Below are 17,972 nucleotides of genomic sequence, written 5' to 3' on the forward strand. Positions count from 1 at the left end.
GATGAGGAAAAAACTGTGGAAAAGCAAAAAGTAACTACTAGAAAACGTAAGTCTAGTTCGCAGGCTCGAGGTGATGTTAGGCGCTCGATATTGGTTAACGCCGGTAAAGAGCTGTTGGCCACCAAACCCATTGAGCAGTTGTCATTGGCAGATGTGGCAAAGGCATCTGATATCCCAATTGGCTCGGTTTATCATTTTTTTCCTAAAGTAAACAATTTATTAGCTGAGATCTCTAAGCAGTTTGAACAAGAGATAATGGAAGCTGTTTTTCAGCCATTCCCCCTAAAGCCTGAAGATAATTGGCAAGCAATTATTCGCGCTTGTGTCGATAGAGCAGTTGCTTTGTATAAAGAAAATCGTGCTTACGAGCAGCTATTAATTGGTGGTAAAACTCCTGCGGAAATCAAGCTTAGTGATCGCGAGAATGACGAAGAAATTGGTCGCAGTGTTATGGAAGCGCTAAATGAGCATTTTGTGATGATGCCGTTTGCTAATCAAGAGAAGGTTTTCTTCCATGTTGTTGAAATTATTGACCTTATTTTTATGTTGTCGGTTAATAAACATAATGAGATCACTGACTATATGGCCGAAGAAGCTAAGCGCGCTGCCATTGCTTATTTGCGCTGTTATATGCCTGAATATTTGCCCAAAAAAGCTGCCGAGTAGTCTAGTAAATCGATATTGATTGGTACGGCATTCTGATTATTGTTTTCGAACTTATTTCAGTTTTACCGCTAAGTTAATATTTGTTGGATAGGTACAGTTCAACAAATATGGCGATGGTCTGTATTAGGTTGAGCGGTGTTCCGCTCTCACTAGAATTATGTTTATGGCTTATTTCTTCTGTGGTTTGAGGCGAGATATTACTGGCGACTAAACCTGTTTAGGCGTTTTTGCACATCTACGTCATATAACCATTCATATTTATCATTTTACCAAGCGCAGTAATGGCAAGATTGTTATCAATAAGTGATGTTTTTATTGTATTCGTAGCATGGTTTGATACCTTATTCATTGATCGCTAATCGAACAAAAATAATGACGCAATCAACCTAGTTAATTAACAAATTTTAGCTAGCAGTTATTTAGCCGAGAACTAATAACTGCTTTGCAAGCGCATTAACTAGGGGATAGGGAGAATATCATGAACCGACGCAGTTTAGCTCTCGCGTTGCTACTGGCCTCAGCGCCACTTTTTTCATTGCCAGCCTCACATGTCTACGCGGCAAATGATAGTCAAAAAATTATTAAAAAGAGTCGTCATGCCGACGGCTTTTTAGATCTTTATTATCACCCAAGCGGTGAGCTCTACCTTGAAGTTAACAAACTAAACCAGCCTTTCTTGCTGGTCACTAGCTTGCCACATGGTGTTGGCTCTAATGATATTGGTCTTGATAGAGGCCAGCTTGGGCAAACTCGCTTAGTGCAATTTGAGCGCCAAGGCCCTTATGTTTTGCTCAAGCAGCTCAATACGGATTATCGCGCTACTTCTGACAATCCTGCTGAGCAAATGGCTGTTAAGCAAGCCTTTGCTGAGTCGATTTTATGGCGCGGTGAAGTCGTTGACGGCAAAAAGGCACTGGTTGAGATTAACGATTTAGTAGTCAACGATTTGCACGGCGTTGCTCAGCGTTTAGATGCCACCAAGCAAGGAGCGTTTAGGTTAGATACGCAGCGATCTGTATTAATGCCAGCTAGTGTGAAGTCATTTGAGCGAAATGCTGATGTGGATGTCAATCTCACCTTCAGTGCAAGTAAGCCGGGAGATTATGTAAAGCAGGTGACGCCCGATGCTAACTTTGTGTCTGTGCGCATGCGTTATTCGTTTATCGCGCTGCCAGAGCCTGGCTATCAGGTGCGTAGTTACCATCCGATGAGTGGTTATTTGTCGGGCGAATACTTAGATTATTCAACGCCAGTGGCGAGCGATATTCGTCAGCGCTACTTGTTGCGTCATCGCCTTGAGAAGGTTAATCCGGGCCCTGAGCCGAGCGAAGTGGTTAAGCCAATTACTTATTATCTCGACCCTGGTGCGCCAGAGCCTATTCGCACCGCCTTATTAGAAGGTGGTCGCTGGTGGGAGCAAGCGTTTAACGAGGCTGGGTTTATCAATGGCTTTAAGGTTGAAATGCTACCAGAAGGGGCTGATCCACAAGATATTCGCTATAACATGATCCAATGGGTGCATCGTGCCACTCGTGGTTGGTCTTATGGCTCAGCAATAGCCGATCCTCGTACAGGTGAAATCATCAAAGGCCATGTTACGCTAGGAAGTTTGCGAGTCAGGCAAGATCATTTAATCGCACGAGGTTTAACCTCAGCTTGGCAAGACCGCGAAGCTGCATCTCAAGCGGCGATGGATTTATCGCTTGCACGTATTCGTCAATTGTCGGCCCACGAAATCGGCCACACGCTTGGGCTTGACCATAACTTTGCAGCATCGACAAACGATAACGCATCGGTTATGGATTATCCGCATCCTTATGCCGCGATTGTTGACGGCAAGATTGATATTTCAACGCCATATAGTGAGGGCATTGGTGAGTGGGATAAATACACTATTGCCTTTGGTTATGGCGATGAAGCTAATCAGCAAAGCTTGTTGCAACATGCGCTAACGCAAGGCTATCGCTACATTGGTGAGGCAGACTCACGCAGCCAAAAGGCGAGCCATGCTTATGCGAGCCTTTGGGATAACGGTAATGACCCAGTTGCAGAGCTTGCAAGGCTTGAGCAAGTTAGGCGTAAAGCCATTGAAGACTTTAATGCTGATGCTTTGCTAGCAGGGCAACCACGTGGTGAGCTAAGCGATACTTTTGTGCCGATTTACTTACTGACTCGTTATCAAATTCAGGCGGCAGCTAAATTTATCGGCGGTACCGATTATAGTTATCAGCAACTGGGTTCAGGGTTGCGTTGGAGCTACATTGACCCTAAAGCGCAAAAACGCGCGTTAGATACCTTACTTGATAGTTTGTCGTGGCAAAGCTTATATGTACCACCTAGAGTGCTCGATGCGTTGGTGCCAAAAGCAGGAAATTATCGCAGTAGTCGTGAGAGCTTTGCATCTAACCTTGGGGTGGTTAGCGACCCTATCGCGATGGCAGAAGTACTAAGTCGTCATACCGTTGCTCAGCTGGTGAATCCAACCCGCCTAAATCGTGTTAATCAAAGCTATTTATACGACAGCGAGCAACTCTCGGTACCTAAGTTAGTGGATAAGCTACTTGCTAAAACCGTGTACGCTGAGCTTAAGCGCGGTAGCCAACTAGGCATTCGTATGCAAGTAAATGCAGTAACCGTAGATGAGCTACTCAAGGTTTACCACAGCCCAGAGCTCACGCCTGCGGTAAAAGGGCAGTTACTGGTTAAGCTAAGACAAATTTTGAAGCAGTTAGAGCGCCGTTCGAAACGTGCGAGTGATTATCATGCCGCGCATTATGAGTGGTTATACCTTGGCATTACCAAGGGATTAAAGGATGCGAAATTCAAGCTAATTGAGCAGCCAGCTAAGATGCCACCAGGCTCGCCGATCTAGGAGGGAAAGTGCTAAGTTCTGCCATTATTAAAAAAGTGTACCTAGCGGTGACTTCCATTTTTCTAATAGTCTACCTAATTTGTGGATATATGGTTCCCGAGTTTGCGCTTGAAGCAAATTTATATGAAGTTAAATATCAACAAGCCTTAAACACCCTAGAGGACACACTTGAAGAAGCGAGAAACACTCCTATCGAAATAAGTAAGGACGATCTTATACATTTAATAGGAGTGAGCATTGAAGCTGAACATAGAAGCTTTAATGCTTATAAATCTTTGCGTGGATTGTACGAAAGCTACTCTAACATTTTATTTTCGATACTAGTGCTTCACTTTTCTGCTCTAGGTCTGTTTCTGAGGGACTTAAAAAAGTCGAGTCAATAAACTTACAACAGGTGGGACTAAAAATACTAAAATAGCAGCCGGCCGCTGCTCTTTTTATTGCTTAAACTAGACAAGATTGGTCAATTTAATTCAGCCTTTGGGTTCTTAGGATAAAACTTATCTGGCAGGCTTTCGATGTGGCTAAACTCACGGGTGTTTTTATAAGGCAGCTTCATAAAACCTGCGATCCCGTGACCTTGAATTTTACTGGCGTGGGCTAAAATTCTATCGAGACTTGCCCTAAATGCTGCTTGTTTACGTGGGTTAAGCAGCCTTAAATAGCTGTGAATTTTTAAATGCCCGTCGAGCGCTTCAAAGATGATGCAGCCTGTGTGGTGAATTTGGTTAATGCGGGTTAGCTCAACAATAATCTCTTTTGGTAGTTCAAGGTTTTCTTCCGGGTCACGGCCATCTTCAAAATAGGAGTGCAGTTTAGATTTGTCTTCTAGTAGCGGCGCATCACCAATTTCGAACGGCAGCATGGTATCGCCGGTAATTTGATAGGCACTATGTGGGTCTTGACGCTCAAAATGCAGGGTGTCTTTAGCGTTGAAAAAACAGGCTTTGAAAACACCAATCCGCTTAATACCGCGAGCTAGGGTCACCATGTTATTGACTGCGACAATCAGCGACTGGCGAATTTCAGGGTCGTAAATCGTTAAGTTAGAGTCGATAAAAATACCGTCTTGTTGCCAGTGAATAACCAGACCGCCTACCAGCGGGAAGTGCGCGAGTCGGCTTACCGCTGCAATAAAGCCTTTTTCGGTATCACCCATGCCCACCATAAAGTTGCGATAGTATTTTTCTAATTGAATGTCATCGAGCTTGGCAACTGGGTCATCGGCATTTAGTTCTTTTAAAAAGGCTTTACGTGAGCTGTAGGTAACTGTTTCAATTTCACGGGTGCGAGCTTGGTTCCACACCGGAATTGCCGCTAGCAAGGGCTTGCTAGGTAGTTTAGGCAAGTGAATTTGATGGTTGTGGCGTAAGCTTTTTAAAAAGTAGTCGCCAGCTTGATTACGCATTTGTGGGTCTTCGCTGAGCATACCATCAAGGGTTTTCGCCAGCTCGACTGGCAGGCCGATGCTGGTGGCTGGGATGACTTTAGCGCCAAAGCGACTAATTTGTCCTGAAGCAAGTGCGTATAGGGTTGCAGCAGCACCTTGCTCATCAAACCTAGGACTTGAAAGTGCGCCATTGAGCTGTTCATCGCCAATAAAATACACATCGCCCATGCGTGCATTGGTTTGGTGCTGGTCGCTCGACATTAGCGCCATCACGTTATCTTCTACTGCGCGTCCATGCTCGTCACGCTGAGCAAATACTGCAGAACCCCAGTCGATGAGTGATAAATGATCGCGGTCAACGTCATAGACTAGGTTTGAGGGCTTAATATCACCATGAACCAAAGGCTTACCGGTTCTAAGATAAAACAGAATATTGGCAAGTTGACGTGCGATGCTCATTATCATGGCTGGTGGCAATGCGCCAAGACGCAGGCAAAGTTTATCTAAGTCCTCACCTATTGCGTGCTCCATCACCATAATTCCCTGCTTGCCGACTCGCTCGAATTTGATGGCTTTGGGGACATTTGGGTGATCGACCAGGCTGAGCATGTAGGCTTCTTCTTCCAGTCTGTCTTGAATGTGCTGGGGAAGGCTCAGGCGGGAGAATTTAAAGACGTGTGATTGCCCAAGGTTGTTAGCGCCTGCAAACACAAACCCATAAGCGCCTTTACCTATGTACTCAATATCGGCATAGCCGAGCTTAATCAACTGCTGCTTACATAGACGGATCCAGGCTTTGTGTTTACGCGCATCATCTGCCCTTAGCAGATAGATAGATTGCTCTTCATTAATATAAAAGTGCTTTAATTCAGGTGTTTGCACTGGCGGTAAACGTCCTTTAATCCTTAAGCCTTAACTCCCCATTAAACCCTTGTTGCTAGGCGTTAGCAAGCGCTCCTAACTGAAATATTTGCATCTGTAAACCTTGACCTGCATCAAGTACTTTTTGTTCAGTTATCAGTAATATGAAGTTACAAACTCAAAGTTGTCACAAGGAATGCAATTATGGCGAATATCAATAAAGCTGATTTAATTCAACTATTTGATTTTCCTCGTACACGTATTCTTCAATCGATGGAAGTGACCCATTGCCCTCATGCGGTATTTTTTAATGCTGCTGATGAACAATGCATTAATTGCCATCAAGGTGAAGAGTGTATTTGGATGAATCACAATGATGAGATGGTGGCGTTAGAGAAAAAGTCAGTGGAAGAGCTCAAGCAACAATTATTAATCGCAGTTGATTTCGTCGACTCGAACTTAAGTCCACACCATTTATCACGTCGAAACTGCCAGTGTGATAACTGTGCCTGGCTCAGAAAAGTACAGTCGGTCTTAGGTAGTTAATTCCCGTAGTTAGTCAATTGTGCATGTGTTGCATCCGCCATTTTAAGCGTCTAAAGTAGCCGCTATATTTTATAAATGGTGAGATGTAACATGGAACCGAGTTTTTGGCATCAAAAGTGGGACAATCAGCAAATTGGTTTCCACCTTCCTGAAGTAAATCCCTACCTTATTAAACTCTGGTCGCAGCTCAAGCTGCCTGCAAATAGTGCTGTGTTTGTACCTTTGTGCGGTAAAACCCTGGATATGTGTTATCTGGCTGAGCAAGGTCATGATGTGATAGGCTGTGAGCTAAATCAGACCGCGGTGGAACACTTTTTTAGCGACAATGACCTTACTGCATCTGTCGAATCGGTAGGGGAGCTCCAGCATTATTCTTGTGAGCAAATAAGCCTTTATCAGGGCGATATATATAGCCTGCCAGCTAGTGTGACGCAATCGATTGGCGGCTTTTACGATCGCGCAGCCTTGATCGCCTGGCCTGATGAGATGCGCGCCGATTATGCTAAAAAGCTTGCTGAGCTTATTCCTGCTGGCGTATCTGGTTTACTAGTGACGCTAGACTATCCACAAGCTGCGTTGCAAGGACCGCCATTTGCAGTGAGTCCAGACTGGATTGAGCAGCATTTAACTGAATATTTTGATGTTGAGTTATTAAGCTGTGACGACGTGTTAGAAGATAATGCCCGCTTTAAGAATAAGAACGTTCCTTGGCTAAATGAAGCAACTTATAAGTTGACTCGTAAAAGTTAGTACGTAGCTGATAGCGCCTGAGTAGCAAAAGTGCGCAGATATTGGGAAATTTAAGGCAAACAAAAAGGCGACCAGATGGTCGCCTTTAGTTTTAATGAGACGCTAAGCGTCAATCATTAGAAGTCGTAACGTACACCTACAGTGAAGATTTTGTCATCTTTTAGGTCTACTTTAGCACCAGAAAGCTTGTAGTCACCTTCGTACATTGCGTAGTGGCCATATACTAGTGTTGACTTAGCGATGCGGTAGTCAGCACCCACAACAATGCTAGTTACGTTTACGTCGCTTAGCTCAGTTGCTTGACCTGCAACAGGCTTAATACCACTTACGTTAGCGAAGTACTTGCCTAGGCCAGATTCGTCTTTACCGTATTCAGCTTTTAGGTTTACGCCGTTTAGGTTGTAAGCAGCATTGACAAAGTAGGTGTTACCTTCGAAAGTTTTGTCGATAACGCTTTCAGAGTTTTGGAATAAACCACCAACTTTGAAGTCACCTAGTTTAACTTGAGCAACACCACGGTATGCGTCAATGTTTGAGATACCTTTGTTGTAAGCACCAGCTACGTAGAAGTTTTGTTGCTTAAGCTTCTTGTCACCAACAGTTGCGCTCAATGCATATTGAGTATCTGCATCGTCAACACCTGGTTGGTTGTTGTCAGTCATTAAGTAAGTTGCGTTTAGGGTAACTAAGTCAGCAATTTTTGGTGAGTAGTACCAGATACCGTCTGCGCTACGAGTTTGGCCAGGAGCTAGACGATCGATATCAGCGTTTGAGTTACCGAATAAGTCGATGCCACCTTCAGATTGCTTGAATACAGTGTCGTTACGACCAACTAAAACTGTACCAGCAGCTGTTTTAAGACCTAGGAAAGTGTTACGAGCTTTGAAAACGTCAGAAGAAACTGAAGTGTTTTCAACTTGGAATTCCATTTGGTAGATTACGTCGAAACCTTTAGCGATAGTTTCGCTACCTTTTACACCAAGGTGAGAGAAGTTGTTCTCGAAGACAGTACCTTCTTTTCCCTCTTGAGTTGTTGCACCTGTGTCAGAGTTCGTCACAGATAGGTCTAAGCGACCATAGAAATTTGGACCATCAGCCAGTGCACCGAAAGAAGCCAGTGTTAATACTGATGCTACTGATGCTGAGATTAACGATTTTTTCATCTTTTATGCTCCCAAGAACGTCATGTTCTAATTCCATTCGATAATGGTTTTTAAAATGAACAGTTATTACAGTAAAATTACTGCAACAATCTGCGGCGATTTTTACAGGTTTAACCGGTGCATAGTGTGGGCTAGATCATGTTTTACTTTGCAAAGTTCATTAAGAACTGCAGAAATGTGACTAACTCGACCATTTACATAATTAATGCCTAAAAAACAGGTCTATACCTCTTTAGGGGTGTTTATTTTTAGTGATTAATGCGCTACTTGCTGTGGTTTTATAGTTTTTTTCAATAAAATCAGCCTGATGTTAAGGTTTTGTTTGCTGGTTGTTGCTCGTGAGATCTTGTTTTGTGACGCAATTGCATTGGGGTTGTTTTTATTAATGGACAATTCCTTTGGTTAAAACGCTAGTTTAAATGTGAGATTTATCAAATGTTTGGACTATGTTGTGCGACCTTGCTCACGTTTGTCGTAGCTTTATAGTGTCAGTTACTCATTTTGAATTGAGAAAGTTGCTGACACCTGTGTTTGGTGCATATGAAACTCGCCATTAATTAATGGGTTAGAAGCTTAAAATTGGATAACGTCGTATATTCCAATTTGGGGGATTTAGGCTGCTAAGGTTAGCATTCAAGCAACGAGTTAAAAGCTGAGTTATCACGGTTAGTTTAGATGAATTCATTTAGCCAGAAGTGCTTCGCTATTTGTCACAATTGATATAAAATTCGCCGTCAATTTTTAGCTTTGGGGTTTTCATGCTCTCTTCTGCCTATTTAAATCGTTTTAGTGGTATTGGTCGTTTATATGGTCAGGCTGCGTTGAATGAGTTTCACCAAGCTCACGTTTGTGTTGTTGGCATTGGTGGTGTAGGCACCTGGGTTGCAGAGTCGTTGGCTCGTAGCGGCATAGGCAAGATTACCCTAATTGATTTAGATGACATTTGTGTCACCAATATTAACCGCCAAGCACACGCGCTAAGCTCAACCATAGGGCAGTCGAAAGTTGAGGTAATGGCTAAGCGAATTCTTGAGATTAATCCAGAATGTCAGGTTAATCAGATAGAAGATTTCGTTACGCTAGATAACCTAGGTGAGCTGTTTGTAAGCCACAAAAATGGTGGTGATATTGATTACGTGATTGATTGCATTGACGCAGTGAAGCAAAAGGCTGCCCTAATTGCCTGGTGCAAGCGCAATAAAATTAACATAGTGACGATTGGGGGAGCTGGGGGGAAAACTGACCCCAGTCAAATCCAGGTAACTGATCTTGCCAAAACTATTCAAGATCCATTGCTTGCTAAAGTGCGCAGTATTTTGCGTAAAGATTATAACTTTAGCAAAAATCTACAACGTCGTTTTGCTGTTGATGCGGTATTCTCGACCCAGCACCTGGTTTATCCACAGTCTGATGGCAGTGTGTGCGCAGCAAAAGCAAGCATGGAAGGCAGTGCGAGGATGGACTGTGCCTCAGGTTTTGGTAGTGTCACTATGGTTACCGGCACGTTTGGCTACTTAGCCGTTGCGCGCGTATTAGATAAACTGACGCTAAAAGCGAACAATGCCATGTGAATAGGCGCTAAAACGACAAAGCCCAATGCTGCGCATTGGGCTTTTTCCTATCTCTAACTTTAATCTCGTTGAAATCTAGGCTTCGTTAAGCTTTGCCCGCTTATTCGAACGATTCTTATTGAGTGTCAAAACTATTCAAAGCTCTCGAAGTTACCTGTATCCCCGTCAACGTTTACCAGCTGATTATCTTCGTTGTCACCCATACCTTTAGGAAAGCACACAATAAACATCGGGCCGCCAAGTGATGATTCGGCTTCGTATTGAATCGTGCCTTTTAGCAATGTTGCGGCATTAAATGCAGCTGATAGGCCTAATCCTGTGCCACCTTTGTTTCTGGTTGTGGTGAAGAATGGCTCGAACATATGTTCGGCAACATCTTCAGGAATGGGTAAACCGTTGTTTTGGATCTCAACTTTTATGGTGTCCCCGTCTTGCACTACGTTAATTAGGATCTTGCTGATCTCGACGCCGATAAAGGCATGTGTAAATGCATTCGATAAAATATTACTAAAGATTTGATTCAGTAAGCTTTGATTACTACTCACCCACAGATCCTGGTTAGCATTAATACCAATTTCTACGTCTTGAGGCGAGAACATAATTTGTGTCGACTCAGCAATATCTGTGAGTTGTTGTTTGAGGTTGAATTCAGTGTTTTTCTCATTACTTTGCTCAGCTGCGACGGTTTTGAATTTTTGGATCAAGCTACTTGCACGGGTAATATTGTTAACAATCAGCTGGCAGCTTTGTTGGTACTCTTCAAGGATCGAGTTAATCTCTTCAAGCGTAGCGTGGTCGCTGTGGATTAATTTAATTAGCTCATCAACATGGGCAAGCTGAGAGCTTGCTGCTGTTAAGCAAATGCCGATCGGCGTGTTGATCTCGTGGGCTACACCAGATACTAAGCCGCCAAGTGCCGCCATTTTTTCTTGTTCGACTAGCACTTGCTGCGCACGTTTTAAGATTAAAAGTGATTGTTCAAGTTCTTTCGTTTGCTCTTTAACTTGCCTTGCCAGTTCGTCTTTATAACTGCGCTCTAGCTCAAGCAGGCGCTCCCTATCTTCCAGCGCTTCTTGCAACTCTTCTTTAGATTCTTGCACTGCAGCAAACGAGGCGCGTACTTGTTGCTGCATGGTATTAATGGCATCAGCAACCTGTGCGAACTCATCGTCAGCAGGTTTACGTAAAAAGCTTAACGGCTCAAGTGGCTTATCTAGGCTAATTTGCGCACAATACTCACTTAGGCGGTGTAAGTGTTTGGTAATGTTTAACCATACTAGAAACAAAATGAAGCCAGCTACGAGGAAAGTTTTAATCGCATTGGATAGTAAGATTACGATGGCTTTGTCGTAAAGGCGATCGTATACGTTGTTGAGGTCTGCCTGAACTAATAAGGTGCCAACCTGAATTTCGTCATTGTTTCTGTAAATCAGTGGAAACTCTTGCTCGATGACACCTTTTTGCTTGAAGTTACCCGACTGCCATTCTTGCCCGCTATCGTCTTTGATGGAGATGTAAGTAAAGTCGGGAAGTTGGCTTAAACCATTGAGTTGGGTATTGATTAGTCTTTCATCAATCACCCAAATACTAGCTGCAAGTACATCCAAGTTAACCTTTTCGACACTCTCAAAAGCGCGATCGATCCGTGAAACATCGCTATTGTAGTCGTTAAAAAGCTGGTAAATGGTAGTTAGCAGGGTGATCAAGGAACTAAAAAGCACGATTGACAGCATAAGCTTCCGTCCAATGGGGCTTTTGAGCAGTTGTCGTGAAAATGTCAGCATGGGTTTTGTTTAATAATTAGAGTCACTTGAGTTTAAGTATATTCAAATTACTGCAAAATGCCTGTTTCGGCTAGGTTTTATTCAATTAGGCGGTATATTGCTCAATGACTTAATTAATTATACTCGCACTAGCTTTATTGGCATCAAAATTGCTCAAGCTCTATCGGGAACAAATTTCTGACGCTGTGAGTGAATTATGAAAAAGATCGATCTAACTAAACTGTCGGTTTCTTCTGGTAAGCGCTTTTTTGCTTCAACCATGCTTTGGTGGGTGATAGCTTGCGCAAGTATGCTTTTTGTACCGGTTCATGTGCTGGAAAACCTTGGTATTGCAGCCGTGGTAAAACAGTATAATCATTTTATTGGTTTGGGCTTACTGGTCGGTATTGCGTATTTTTTAAGTCAGTTAGTGTCATTTTTTGCTGATGAGTCGATTGCTTACCTCAAAGAAAAGAAAACCACTGAGGTTATTCAAGCTAAAGTAAACTTGTTAGACCCGTCAGAGCGAGCATTGTTACGTGAGTTTTTCTTACAAAGCTCAACGATTTTGACCTTGCCACAAAATGAGTTGGCTGTGCGCAGTTTGTTAGAAACCAATATTCTTGAGAAGTTAGGAAATGATCGCCATTACGCGATTCAAGGGCCTACTGCAGATTACAAAATTTCGATGAAAGCACGGGTATTTTTAAATCGTGAAGTACTTCGTTTGCCCAGTGGTGAGCCATCAGCTGAAGAGATGAGTCATTTACTCAAGGCAAGACCGAATTATATTAATAGCCTGGTTCAGACTCGCAAGCACGCAGCGTAAGCCCAAATTGAGTCAATACTTGTCAGCCGTCCTTGAGACGGCTTTTTTGTAGGGTGATTTTTGGTGTTAAGGGCAATAAAAAGAGGGCTACATTGGCCCTCTAATATTTAGGTGAGTGAGCTTATTATTGTGTATCGTTATTGCTTGGAGCTGACTTCACCACAAACATCCACATTAGGTAGGAAATAATGCCAAATGTGCTGAAAATGACGATCATGGAAAGCAAGCCAATTGGATTACCAAACATTAAATCTAACCAAAATGCCATGTTACGTTTTCCTATATTAGTGAAGTCATTGTTATGATAATGCTGCTAGCTAATTACATTTATGATCTCGATCAATATTTTGGCCAGCGTACGGGTATTTTAAATACCTGATTTGGCTCAGTGGGCGGTTGCTCACATTTTAGCTAGCTTGATGATGAGTTGAGGGAGATTTGAGCAGTTGCTATGCATTTAGTTAAAAGGGTAGGTAAAGCACTTGCCATTACACTCGGTAAAGGTATAATTCTTCGCACTCAGTTGCTTAATGATGTTTGACATAAAGAAATATTATTAAGCTCGAGTGAGTGTTCAAAGGATTAGCTTTAGATTAAACCTAATCCTTTGCATACTGAAAAGTTTGCTACATCACTTTGCCGGAGTGGTGGAATTGGTAGACACGACGGATTCAAAATCCGTTGCTTTCGAGCGTGACGGTTCAAGTCCGTCCTCCGGTACCATTATTTAAAAGCCTCAACGAAAGTTGGGGCTTTTTTGTATGTGCAGAGAGTTAAATCTCGAATCTCGTCGTATGAACTAAGACATTTATCTAGAGTCATGTTTAATTCGTGATTTGTATAGTTAAAAGTAAAATGACACACTCGAGTTAGTTTCGTTAATTTGACCATACTTGCTAACTAAATGTTTGTAGAGAACATACATGATGCAGAAATTATATCTTCATATTGGGACAGGAAAGACTGGTTCGACTTCTATTCAACGTACGCTTAGCAAGGTGCGAGGGGACTTTTATTTTTTCTCTGATTCTGAAAATGGTGCGAAGATATTTGATAATCCAGATGAGTTTAAGGCTAGGTTGGAGGCGGGAAGGGAGTATAAAAAAATAATCTACTCAAGTGAGTGGAGCTACCTTGCCGATGCTGCTGCTGTTAAAGCGCTTCACGAGAGCATTAGTACAGATTTTGATGTTGAAGTAATTATTTACTTCAGAAGGCAAGATGAGTTTGAAGTGTCGCGTTATCAGCAAGTTGCGAAACACGGTGATGGCTTGTCACGAGGAGGTCAAGGCGCCATTCCAACATTTTCTGCGGTTGAATTGAATTACTTTGATATTGCAGAAAAGTGGGGGCAATTCTTCAATGTTACCGTACGAATATTCCAGCGTAGCAAGCTAGTTGATGGAGATGTAGTTTTAGATTTTGCTAGTTTGGTCGGTGTGAATGTAGCGCCATCTGAAGTGATTAGAGCAAATGAGTCGGCGGGAATTGTCGAGGTCAAGCTTGGTCACATTATTAATCAACTTAAGTTACATCATCTCAAGCCTGTCCTATTGAAAGGAGCCCCTCCTTCAGCTCCGTCGAAAGCAAGTGCAGAGCAAATGCGTCTTTTTTACGAACAATTCAAGTATTCAAATCAACAACTGTTCGATAAGTATTTAAATGGTATTCAGGGGTTTGACGAGGACTTTAGTCGATACCCTAAGCGCAATGAAGATATGTGGAATGAAGATACAGCTGACGCTGCGATTAGGCATGTTCTAATTAAGTTAAGCGATGGCATTTTTGACGAATCTAAGGCTGTTCAAGATAGAAATGTTGAGTTGTTGCGAGATGCAGCTATTGCTCTTGAGTCATCAGATTTAAGGCTCAGTCTGAGGTTGATGACGCTTGCTCACAAGTATCGTCCTTATGGCGAGTTAATAAATCAGAAACTATCAACGTATGACTGTGCGCTCAAGGCTGGTAAATTGACTTTAGCTGTAAACATTGAGCAGCCGCGATCTGGCAGTGGGGACGCTACCAAAAACCTGTTTGTTTTTTTTAACCGCTTTTTGAAACGTGTTTTGAGTAAAAAATAATAATTTGAATAATTTATGGACTTTTGGGTCGGTTTTGTCCCTCAGAGAACAAGTCAATCACCTGCAATGGAGTAGAGTATGAATGAAAGGGAAATCGATGATATAAGAGATGCTGCTAACTTCTTAAGGCGGCGCAATCCTAAAATGGCATTTAAACTCTTTTCCGTGGCTTTATCTCATCGTCCTAATGGGTCATTAATACGTAAAAATTATCAAGAACTCAAAGAAAAGCTCAATTTAAAGACCTTTGTCATCATTGGGAATTGTCAAGCAACAGTTGTTGCAAACTTTATCCAAGAGAGAGCTGAAAGCCTAGTGGCTAGGCAAGTTATTTCTGCTCACCTTTACAAGAACCATGATGACAGTTTGTATAAGTCATTGGACGAGGTTGATTTCATCATTACTCAAAATGTTGATGATAAATTTGAAGGTATTAACACTAAAGAAATATTGTCTCGATACGGCAACAAGACAGTTAGGTATCTCAATTTGTTTTACGAAGGTTATCATCCTGATTGGTGCTACTTCCCTGTTTTGAATGGCGTGAGATTAAAGAGTCCAGTTGGTGACTACCATAATCGAACCGTGATCGAAACTTTCATTGAAGGTGGCTCAGAGCGTCAAGCAATTGAACGTTACTTTGATATCGAGTTTAATCGCCAAAGTTATTTTTCTGTAGGTGAGCGGTCAATTGCTGAGCTTAGAAATAGGGAGCAAGAGGTCGATATAAAAATGACTGATGTTATTGAGCAAGGGGTTCAGGATGGGGAGATGCTCTTCCATACATTTAATCACCCTAGTTCCAAACTATTGAATATTCAGGTAGGGCGTATTCTAGAGCACCTCAAGATTAAGTATAACCGTCGCTTTGTGAATCGAGAAGTCTTAAATAATTTAGTCATGCGAGCAAACCCTATGCTTGGCTTGAATCAAAAATATGGTAAAACTACGCATTTGCAACAGGAAGTCGATATTCCCAATTTTGTTCATCAATGTTATTCCATATATGCATCTAGACCTAAGTTTATTGAGGCGTATAAAACAAAGTACCTTAATTCAAAAAAGGTGAAATAGCTTTACAAGTAATAAGAGAAGTTTAAGTTATCATTTTTATTAATTTCATTTGGTTACGGTAGTAATTTGGGGTGACTATGGGTGTGGCTTTTCGATTTAAAATACTTACTTTGGCTTTACTTGCCGTGTCGGGTTGTGGCTCCGACTCAAACGAAACCAGCCTACCTAAACCAATAGATGCCAAAATTTCTTTTACTGATGTTTCCCATCATTTACCTAACCATGATCGGTTAGGAGATTATGGTGTTTTGTGGGGGCATTTTACTAACGCTCAAACTCCTGAGTTGATATTTATGAATCATGCTAAGTTCCCACAATTGTTAAAAAGCAATTCTCAAGGGAAATATGAAGATCACATAGCAAACTCGGGGCTTAGGCAATCAGATTGGATTTATCCAAGTCAGAACGATCGTCATGGGGCTGTTTGTGGTGATTTCAATAATGATGGGTTTATCGACTTATTTATCACTCATGGGGCTAATAAGGGAGATACGATAGGTTTAAAGTATGACGAATTGTTGCAGGGGAACGGTGATTTTAGCTTTATCGACGTTTCTGAGAGATCTGTTATAAACCCGAAAGGGCGAGGGCGAACGGCATCTTGGATTGATTTAAACAATGATGGCTTGCTCGACTTATATATCGCCAACTACGACACTATCAACGAGGTTCAAATTAATATTGGCAATGGTACGTTTATTCCGTCTGATGACTATCCAGAACTTGAGCAAATTGGTGCGCGTGTAAGTTGGCAAGATGTCAATCTTGACGGTATTCCTGACGTTGCAACAGGATTACCTTTTAACTTGTTACTTGGTCAAGGTGAAGGTCGCTATTCACAGCATCAGCTTATTGATTTGGTTCCAGAGAGCGCTCAGGGCTACTCGGTTAACTGGGCTGATGTAACCAATAACGGTTATCCAGACCTGTTAATTAGTAGCTTAGCAGGTGCAGTCTATTTGTATATAAATGAAGGTGGTGGCTTTAGCTTAGCTAGCCAGTCTCATGGTTGGACTAACGGTGTCAAAACAAATGTAATGGGTACTGCTTTTGCGGACTTGGATAACGATGGCTTGGTAGACATTGTTATTAACAAAGCGGACGATATCTATTTGTTCAAGAATGCAGGGCAAGGTCGCTTCAATCAAATAGAGTCTACGTTAGGTCCTTACATTAATACCGACACCAATGGCGATGCAAGTTTAGCTGATTTTAATGGTGACGGATTGCTCGACTTTGCAACGGATAGACTGGATGGTCACATTCTTTGGAAAAATACCACTGAGACAGATAATGCTTGGGTCAGTTTGTCACTTGAGGGCGCTGCAAGTAATCGTATGGGGTTTGGGGCTAGAGTCGAGCTTTATAGAAAAGATGGGCAGTTGTTATCGTCCCAGCAGTATTACGGTTCACAAGGCGGCTTTCGCTCAAGAGGCTGTAGCCCACTCCACTTTGGATTGCAGAGCTATACCGATGTCGTAGCTCATGTTCACTGGCCCAGCGGTGTAGTTACTCAACATGCAGAAATAAAATTGAATCAGCTCAATACTCTAAAAGAGTAAGTCTAGTTCGAAATCAAAAAAGCTATTCAAAGTTGGCTTATAGCCGGTTTTGAATAGCTTGACTAAGTTGTTAATTGTTGCCCGTTTATTTAATAAACGCGAAAGCGTCGCCGTATAGATGTGCTTCGTCTACACCGACCTCTCTAAATACTTCTCTGGCGGCGCCTACCATGTCAAAGCGGCCGGCAATGTAAATATCAAAGTCAGTTAAGTCGTTAAAATCAATTTTGATTTGCTCAAGAAGGTTAGCCGTTTTGCCATCCCAAGTCTCAGTTGCATGTTCTACAACCGGAACAAAGGTTAACCAGTCTTGCTCTTGGTGCCACTGGCGAGCTATTTCCTGATAGTACATGGCATCTTCATTGCGACAGCCCCAGTAAAGGGTTGTTGGAATGGTTTGCTCACGCTGGATTTGGTCTTCAACAATGCTCTTGATGTAAGAGAAGCCGGTTCCGCCGGCAACAAGAAGGCGTGGGCGCTCGCTTTCGTGGCGGAGGTAGGCATCGCCTGCTGGCGCTTCGATGTCGATATAGTCTTGTGACTTTAAGCGTTCAACCACTTGCATTGGGTAGCTCTCAGATACCGCGGCGCCAATATGAAGTTCAATCGTTGTGTTAGTTGGCGCTGAAGCAATTGAAAAAGGGCGTTTGTCTTTTTCGCCCATCACTACACATAAATATTGACCCGCTTTAAAGTCAAAGTGCTGTTCTGGCGTTAAGGTAACCTGGTAAACCGCTTCGTTAAACTCTGCGACCTGATTGATTTTACAACGAATGGTGTTCATCTAATTTCCTTTAGACCCTTTCTATGAAGGTTTTTTCTATCTGCCTTTATTGGCGTATTT

General features: G+C 42.4%; 15 protein-coding genes and 1 tRNA gene. 11 read left to right on the forward strand and 5 right to left on the reverse strand.

Annotated features, from left to right (window positions below; all coding sequences use genetic code 11):
• Positions 1-15: 15 nt before the first annotated feature.
• The 3 genes from G3R49_RS02300 to G3R49_RS02310 all read left to right on the forward strand — a co-directional run bounded on the left by G3R49_RS02300 (position 16) and on the right by G3R49_RS02310 (position 3,921).
• Positions 16-666, forward strand: coding sequence for a TetR/AcrR family transcriptional regulator (locus tag G3R49_RS02300; protein ID WP_167868529.1), 651 nt, complete (start codon positions 16-18; stop codon positions 664-666).
• Positions 667-1,144: 478 nt separating this feature from the next.
• The gene (locus tag G3R49_RS02305; protein WP_167868530.1) at positions 1,145-3,538 is read left to right on the forward strand and encodes a zinc-dependent metalloprotease; all 2,394 of its coding nucleotides are present in this window, start codon (positions 1,145-1,147) and stop codon (positions 3,536-3,538) included.
• Between the two features lie 8 nt (positions 3,539-3,546).
• On the forward strand, positions 3,547-3,921 hold the full coding sequence (locus G3R49_RS02310) for a hypothetical protein (protein WP_167868531.1): 375 nt from the start codon (positions 3,547-3,549) through the stop codon (positions 3,919-3,921).
• Between the two features lie 80 nt (positions 3,922-4,001).
• Here G3R49_RS02310 and G3R49_RS02315 read toward each other — a convergent pair whose 3' ends face one another.
• On the reverse strand, positions 4,002-5,810 hold the full coding sequence (locus G3R49_RS02315; RefSeq protein WP_167868532.1) for a protein kinase: 1,809 nt from the start codon (positions 5,808-5,810) through the stop codon (positions 4,002-4,004).
• A gap of 183 nt (positions 5,811-5,993) precedes the next feature.
• Between G3R49_RS02315 and G3R49_RS02320 the strand changes: the two genes are divergently transcribed.
• Positions 5,994-6,335: a hypothetical protein gene (locus G3R49_RS02320; protein WP_130598642.1), complete on the forward strand. Its 342-nt coding sequence runs from the start codon at positions 5,994-5,996 to the stop codon at positions 6,333-6,335.
• A 90-nt stretch (positions 6,336-6,425) separates the two neighbouring features.
• The gene (locus G3R49_RS02325; protein ID WP_167868533.1) at positions 6,426-7,085 is read left to right on the forward strand and encodes a thiopurine S-methyltransferase; all 660 of its coding nucleotides are present in this window, start codon (positions 6,426-6,428) and stop codon (positions 7,083-7,085) included.
• Between the two features lie 116 nt (positions 7,086-7,201).
• On the opposite strand, the gene G3R49_RS02330 is transcribed toward G3R49_RS02325, so the two are convergent.
• Positions 7,202-8,248 carry a porin gene (locus G3R49_RS02330; RefSeq protein ID WP_130598638.1) on the reverse strand — a complete coding sequence of 349 codons (1,047 nt, stop codon included), beginning with the start codon at positions 8,246-8,248 and terminating at the stop codon, positions 7,202-7,204.
• A 758-nt stretch (positions 8,249-9,006) separates the two neighbouring features.
• On the opposite strand from G3R49_RS02330, the gene tcdA reads away from it, so the two are divergent.
• A complete protein-coding gene (gene tcdA / locus G3R49_RS02335) occupies positions 9,007-9,819 on the forward strand; it encodes a tRNA cyclic N6-threonylcarbamoyladenosine(37) synthase TcdA (RefSeq protein WP_167868534.1) in 813 nt (270 codons plus the stop codon).
• Between the two features lie 131 nt (positions 9,820-9,950).
• Here the strand turns inward: tcdA and G3R49_RS02340 are convergent, their stop codons facing one another.
• Positions 9,951-11,603 carry an ATP-binding protein gene (locus G3R49_RS02340; RefSeq protein WP_167868535.1) on the reverse strand — a complete coding sequence of 551 codons (1,653 nt, stop codon included), beginning with the start codon at positions 11,601-11,603 and terminating at the stop codon, positions 9,951-9,953.
• A gap of 196 nt (positions 11,604-11,799) precedes the next feature.
• Between G3R49_RS02340 and G3R49_RS02345 the strand changes: the two genes are divergently transcribed.
• On the forward strand, positions 11,800-12,411 hold the full coding sequence (locus G3R49_RS02345) for a superinfection exclusion B family protein (RefSeq protein WP_130598632.1): 612 nt from the start codon (positions 11,800-11,802) through the stop codon (positions 12,409-12,411).
• 124 nt (positions 12,412-12,535) lie between these two features.
• Here G3R49_RS02345 and G3R49_RS02350 read toward each other — a convergent pair whose 3' ends face one another.
• Positions 12,536-12,679, reverse strand: a complete 144-nt coding sequence (locus tag G3R49_RS02350) for a DUF3149 domain-containing protein (protein WP_130598630.1) — start codon at positions 12,677-12,679, stop codon at positions 12,536-12,538.
• Positions 12,680-13,049: 370 nt separating this feature from the next.
• On the opposite strand from G3R49_RS02350, the gene G3R49_RS02355 reads away from it, so the two are divergent.
• The 4 genes from G3R49_RS02355 (at position 13,050) to G3R49_RS02370 (ending at position 17,128) form a co-directional block, all read left to right on the forward strand.
• A tRNA-Leu gene (locus G3R49_RS02355) sits at positions 13,050-13,134 on the forward strand.
• Positions 13,135-13,334: 200 nt separating this feature from the next.
• Entirely contained in the window at positions 13,335-14,492 is a 1,158-nt protein-coding gene (locus G3R49_RS02360; RefSeq protein WP_130598628.1) for a hypothetical protein, read from the forward strand.
• Between the two features lie 78 nt (positions 14,493-14,570).
• Complete coding sequence (locus G3R49_RS02365; RefSeq protein ID WP_130598626.1) at positions 14,571-15,566, forward strand: WcbI family polysaccharide biosynthesis putative acetyltransferase; 996 nt, start codon at positions 14,571-14,573, stop codon at positions 15,564-15,566.
• Positions 15,567-15,643: 77 nt separating this feature from the next.
• Positions 15,644-17,128, forward strand: a complete 1,485-nt coding sequence (locus G3R49_RS02370; protein WP_130598624.1) for a CRTAC1 family protein — start codon at positions 15,644-15,646, stop codon at positions 17,126-17,128.
• Positions 17,129-17,213: 85 nt separating this feature from the next.
• Here G3R49_RS02370 and fre read toward each other — a convergent pair whose 3' ends face one another.
• Positions 17,214-17,912, reverse strand: a complete 699-nt coding sequence (fre, locus tag G3R49_RS02375; protein WP_130598622.1) for an NAD(P)H-flavin reductase — start codon at positions 17,910-17,912, stop codon at positions 17,214-17,216.
• Positions 17,913-17,972: the final 60 nt, after the last annotated feature.

The organism is Shewanella sp. WXL01 (genome assembly GCF_012263345.1).
Taxonomy (GTDB): domain Bacteria; phylum Pseudomonadota; class Gammaproteobacteria; order Enterobacterales; family Shewanellaceae; genus Shewanella; species Shewanella maritima.

Coding starts and splice junctions, on each gene's coding strand:
- G3R49_RS02370 (WP_130598624.1), top strand. CDS start 15,644: ATGGGTGTGGCTTTTCGATTTAAAATACTTACTTTGGCTTTACTTGCC.
- G3R49_RS02345 (WP_130598632.1), top strand. CDS start 11,800: ATGAAAAAGATCGATCTAACTAAACTGTCGGTTTCTTCTGGTAAGCGC.
- G3R49_RS02350 (WP_130598630.1), bottom strand. CDS start 12,679: ATGGCATTTTGGTTAGATTTAATGTTTGGTAATCCAATTGGCTTGCTT.
- fre (WP_130598622.1), bottom strand. CDS start 17,912: ATGAACACCATTCGTTGTAAAATCAATCAGGTCGCAGAGTTTAACGAA.
- G3R49_RS02325 (WP_167868533.1), top strand. CDS start 6,426: ATGGAACCGAGTTTTTGGCATCAAAAGTGGGACAATCAGCAAATTGGT.
- G3R49_RS02360 (WP_130598628.1), top strand. CDS start 13,335: ATGATGCAGAAATTATATCTTCATATTGGGACAGGAAAGACTGGTTCG.
- G3R49_RS02340 (WP_167868535.1), bottom strand. CDS start 11,603: ATGCTGACATTTTCACGACAACTGCTCAAAAGCCCCATTGGACGGAAG.
- G3R49_RS02365 (WP_130598626.1), top strand. CDS start 14,571: ATGAATGAAAGGGAAATCGATGATATAAGAGATGCTGCTAACTTCTTA.
- G3R49_RS02330 (WP_130598638.1), bottom strand. CDS start 8,248: ATGAAAAAATCGTTAATCTCAGCATCAGTAGCATCAGTATTAACACTG.
- G3R49_RS02305 (WP_167868530.1), top strand. CDS start 1,145: ATGAACCGACGCAGTTTAGCTCTCGCGTTGCTACTGGCCTCAGCGCCA.
- tcdA (WP_167868534.1), top strand. CDS start 9,007: ATGCTCTCTTCTGCCTATTTAAATCGTTTTAGTGGTATTGGTCGTTTA.
- G3R49_RS02320 (WP_130598642.1), top strand. CDS start 5,994: ATGGCGAATATCAATAAAGCTGATTTAATTCAACTATTTGATTTTCCT.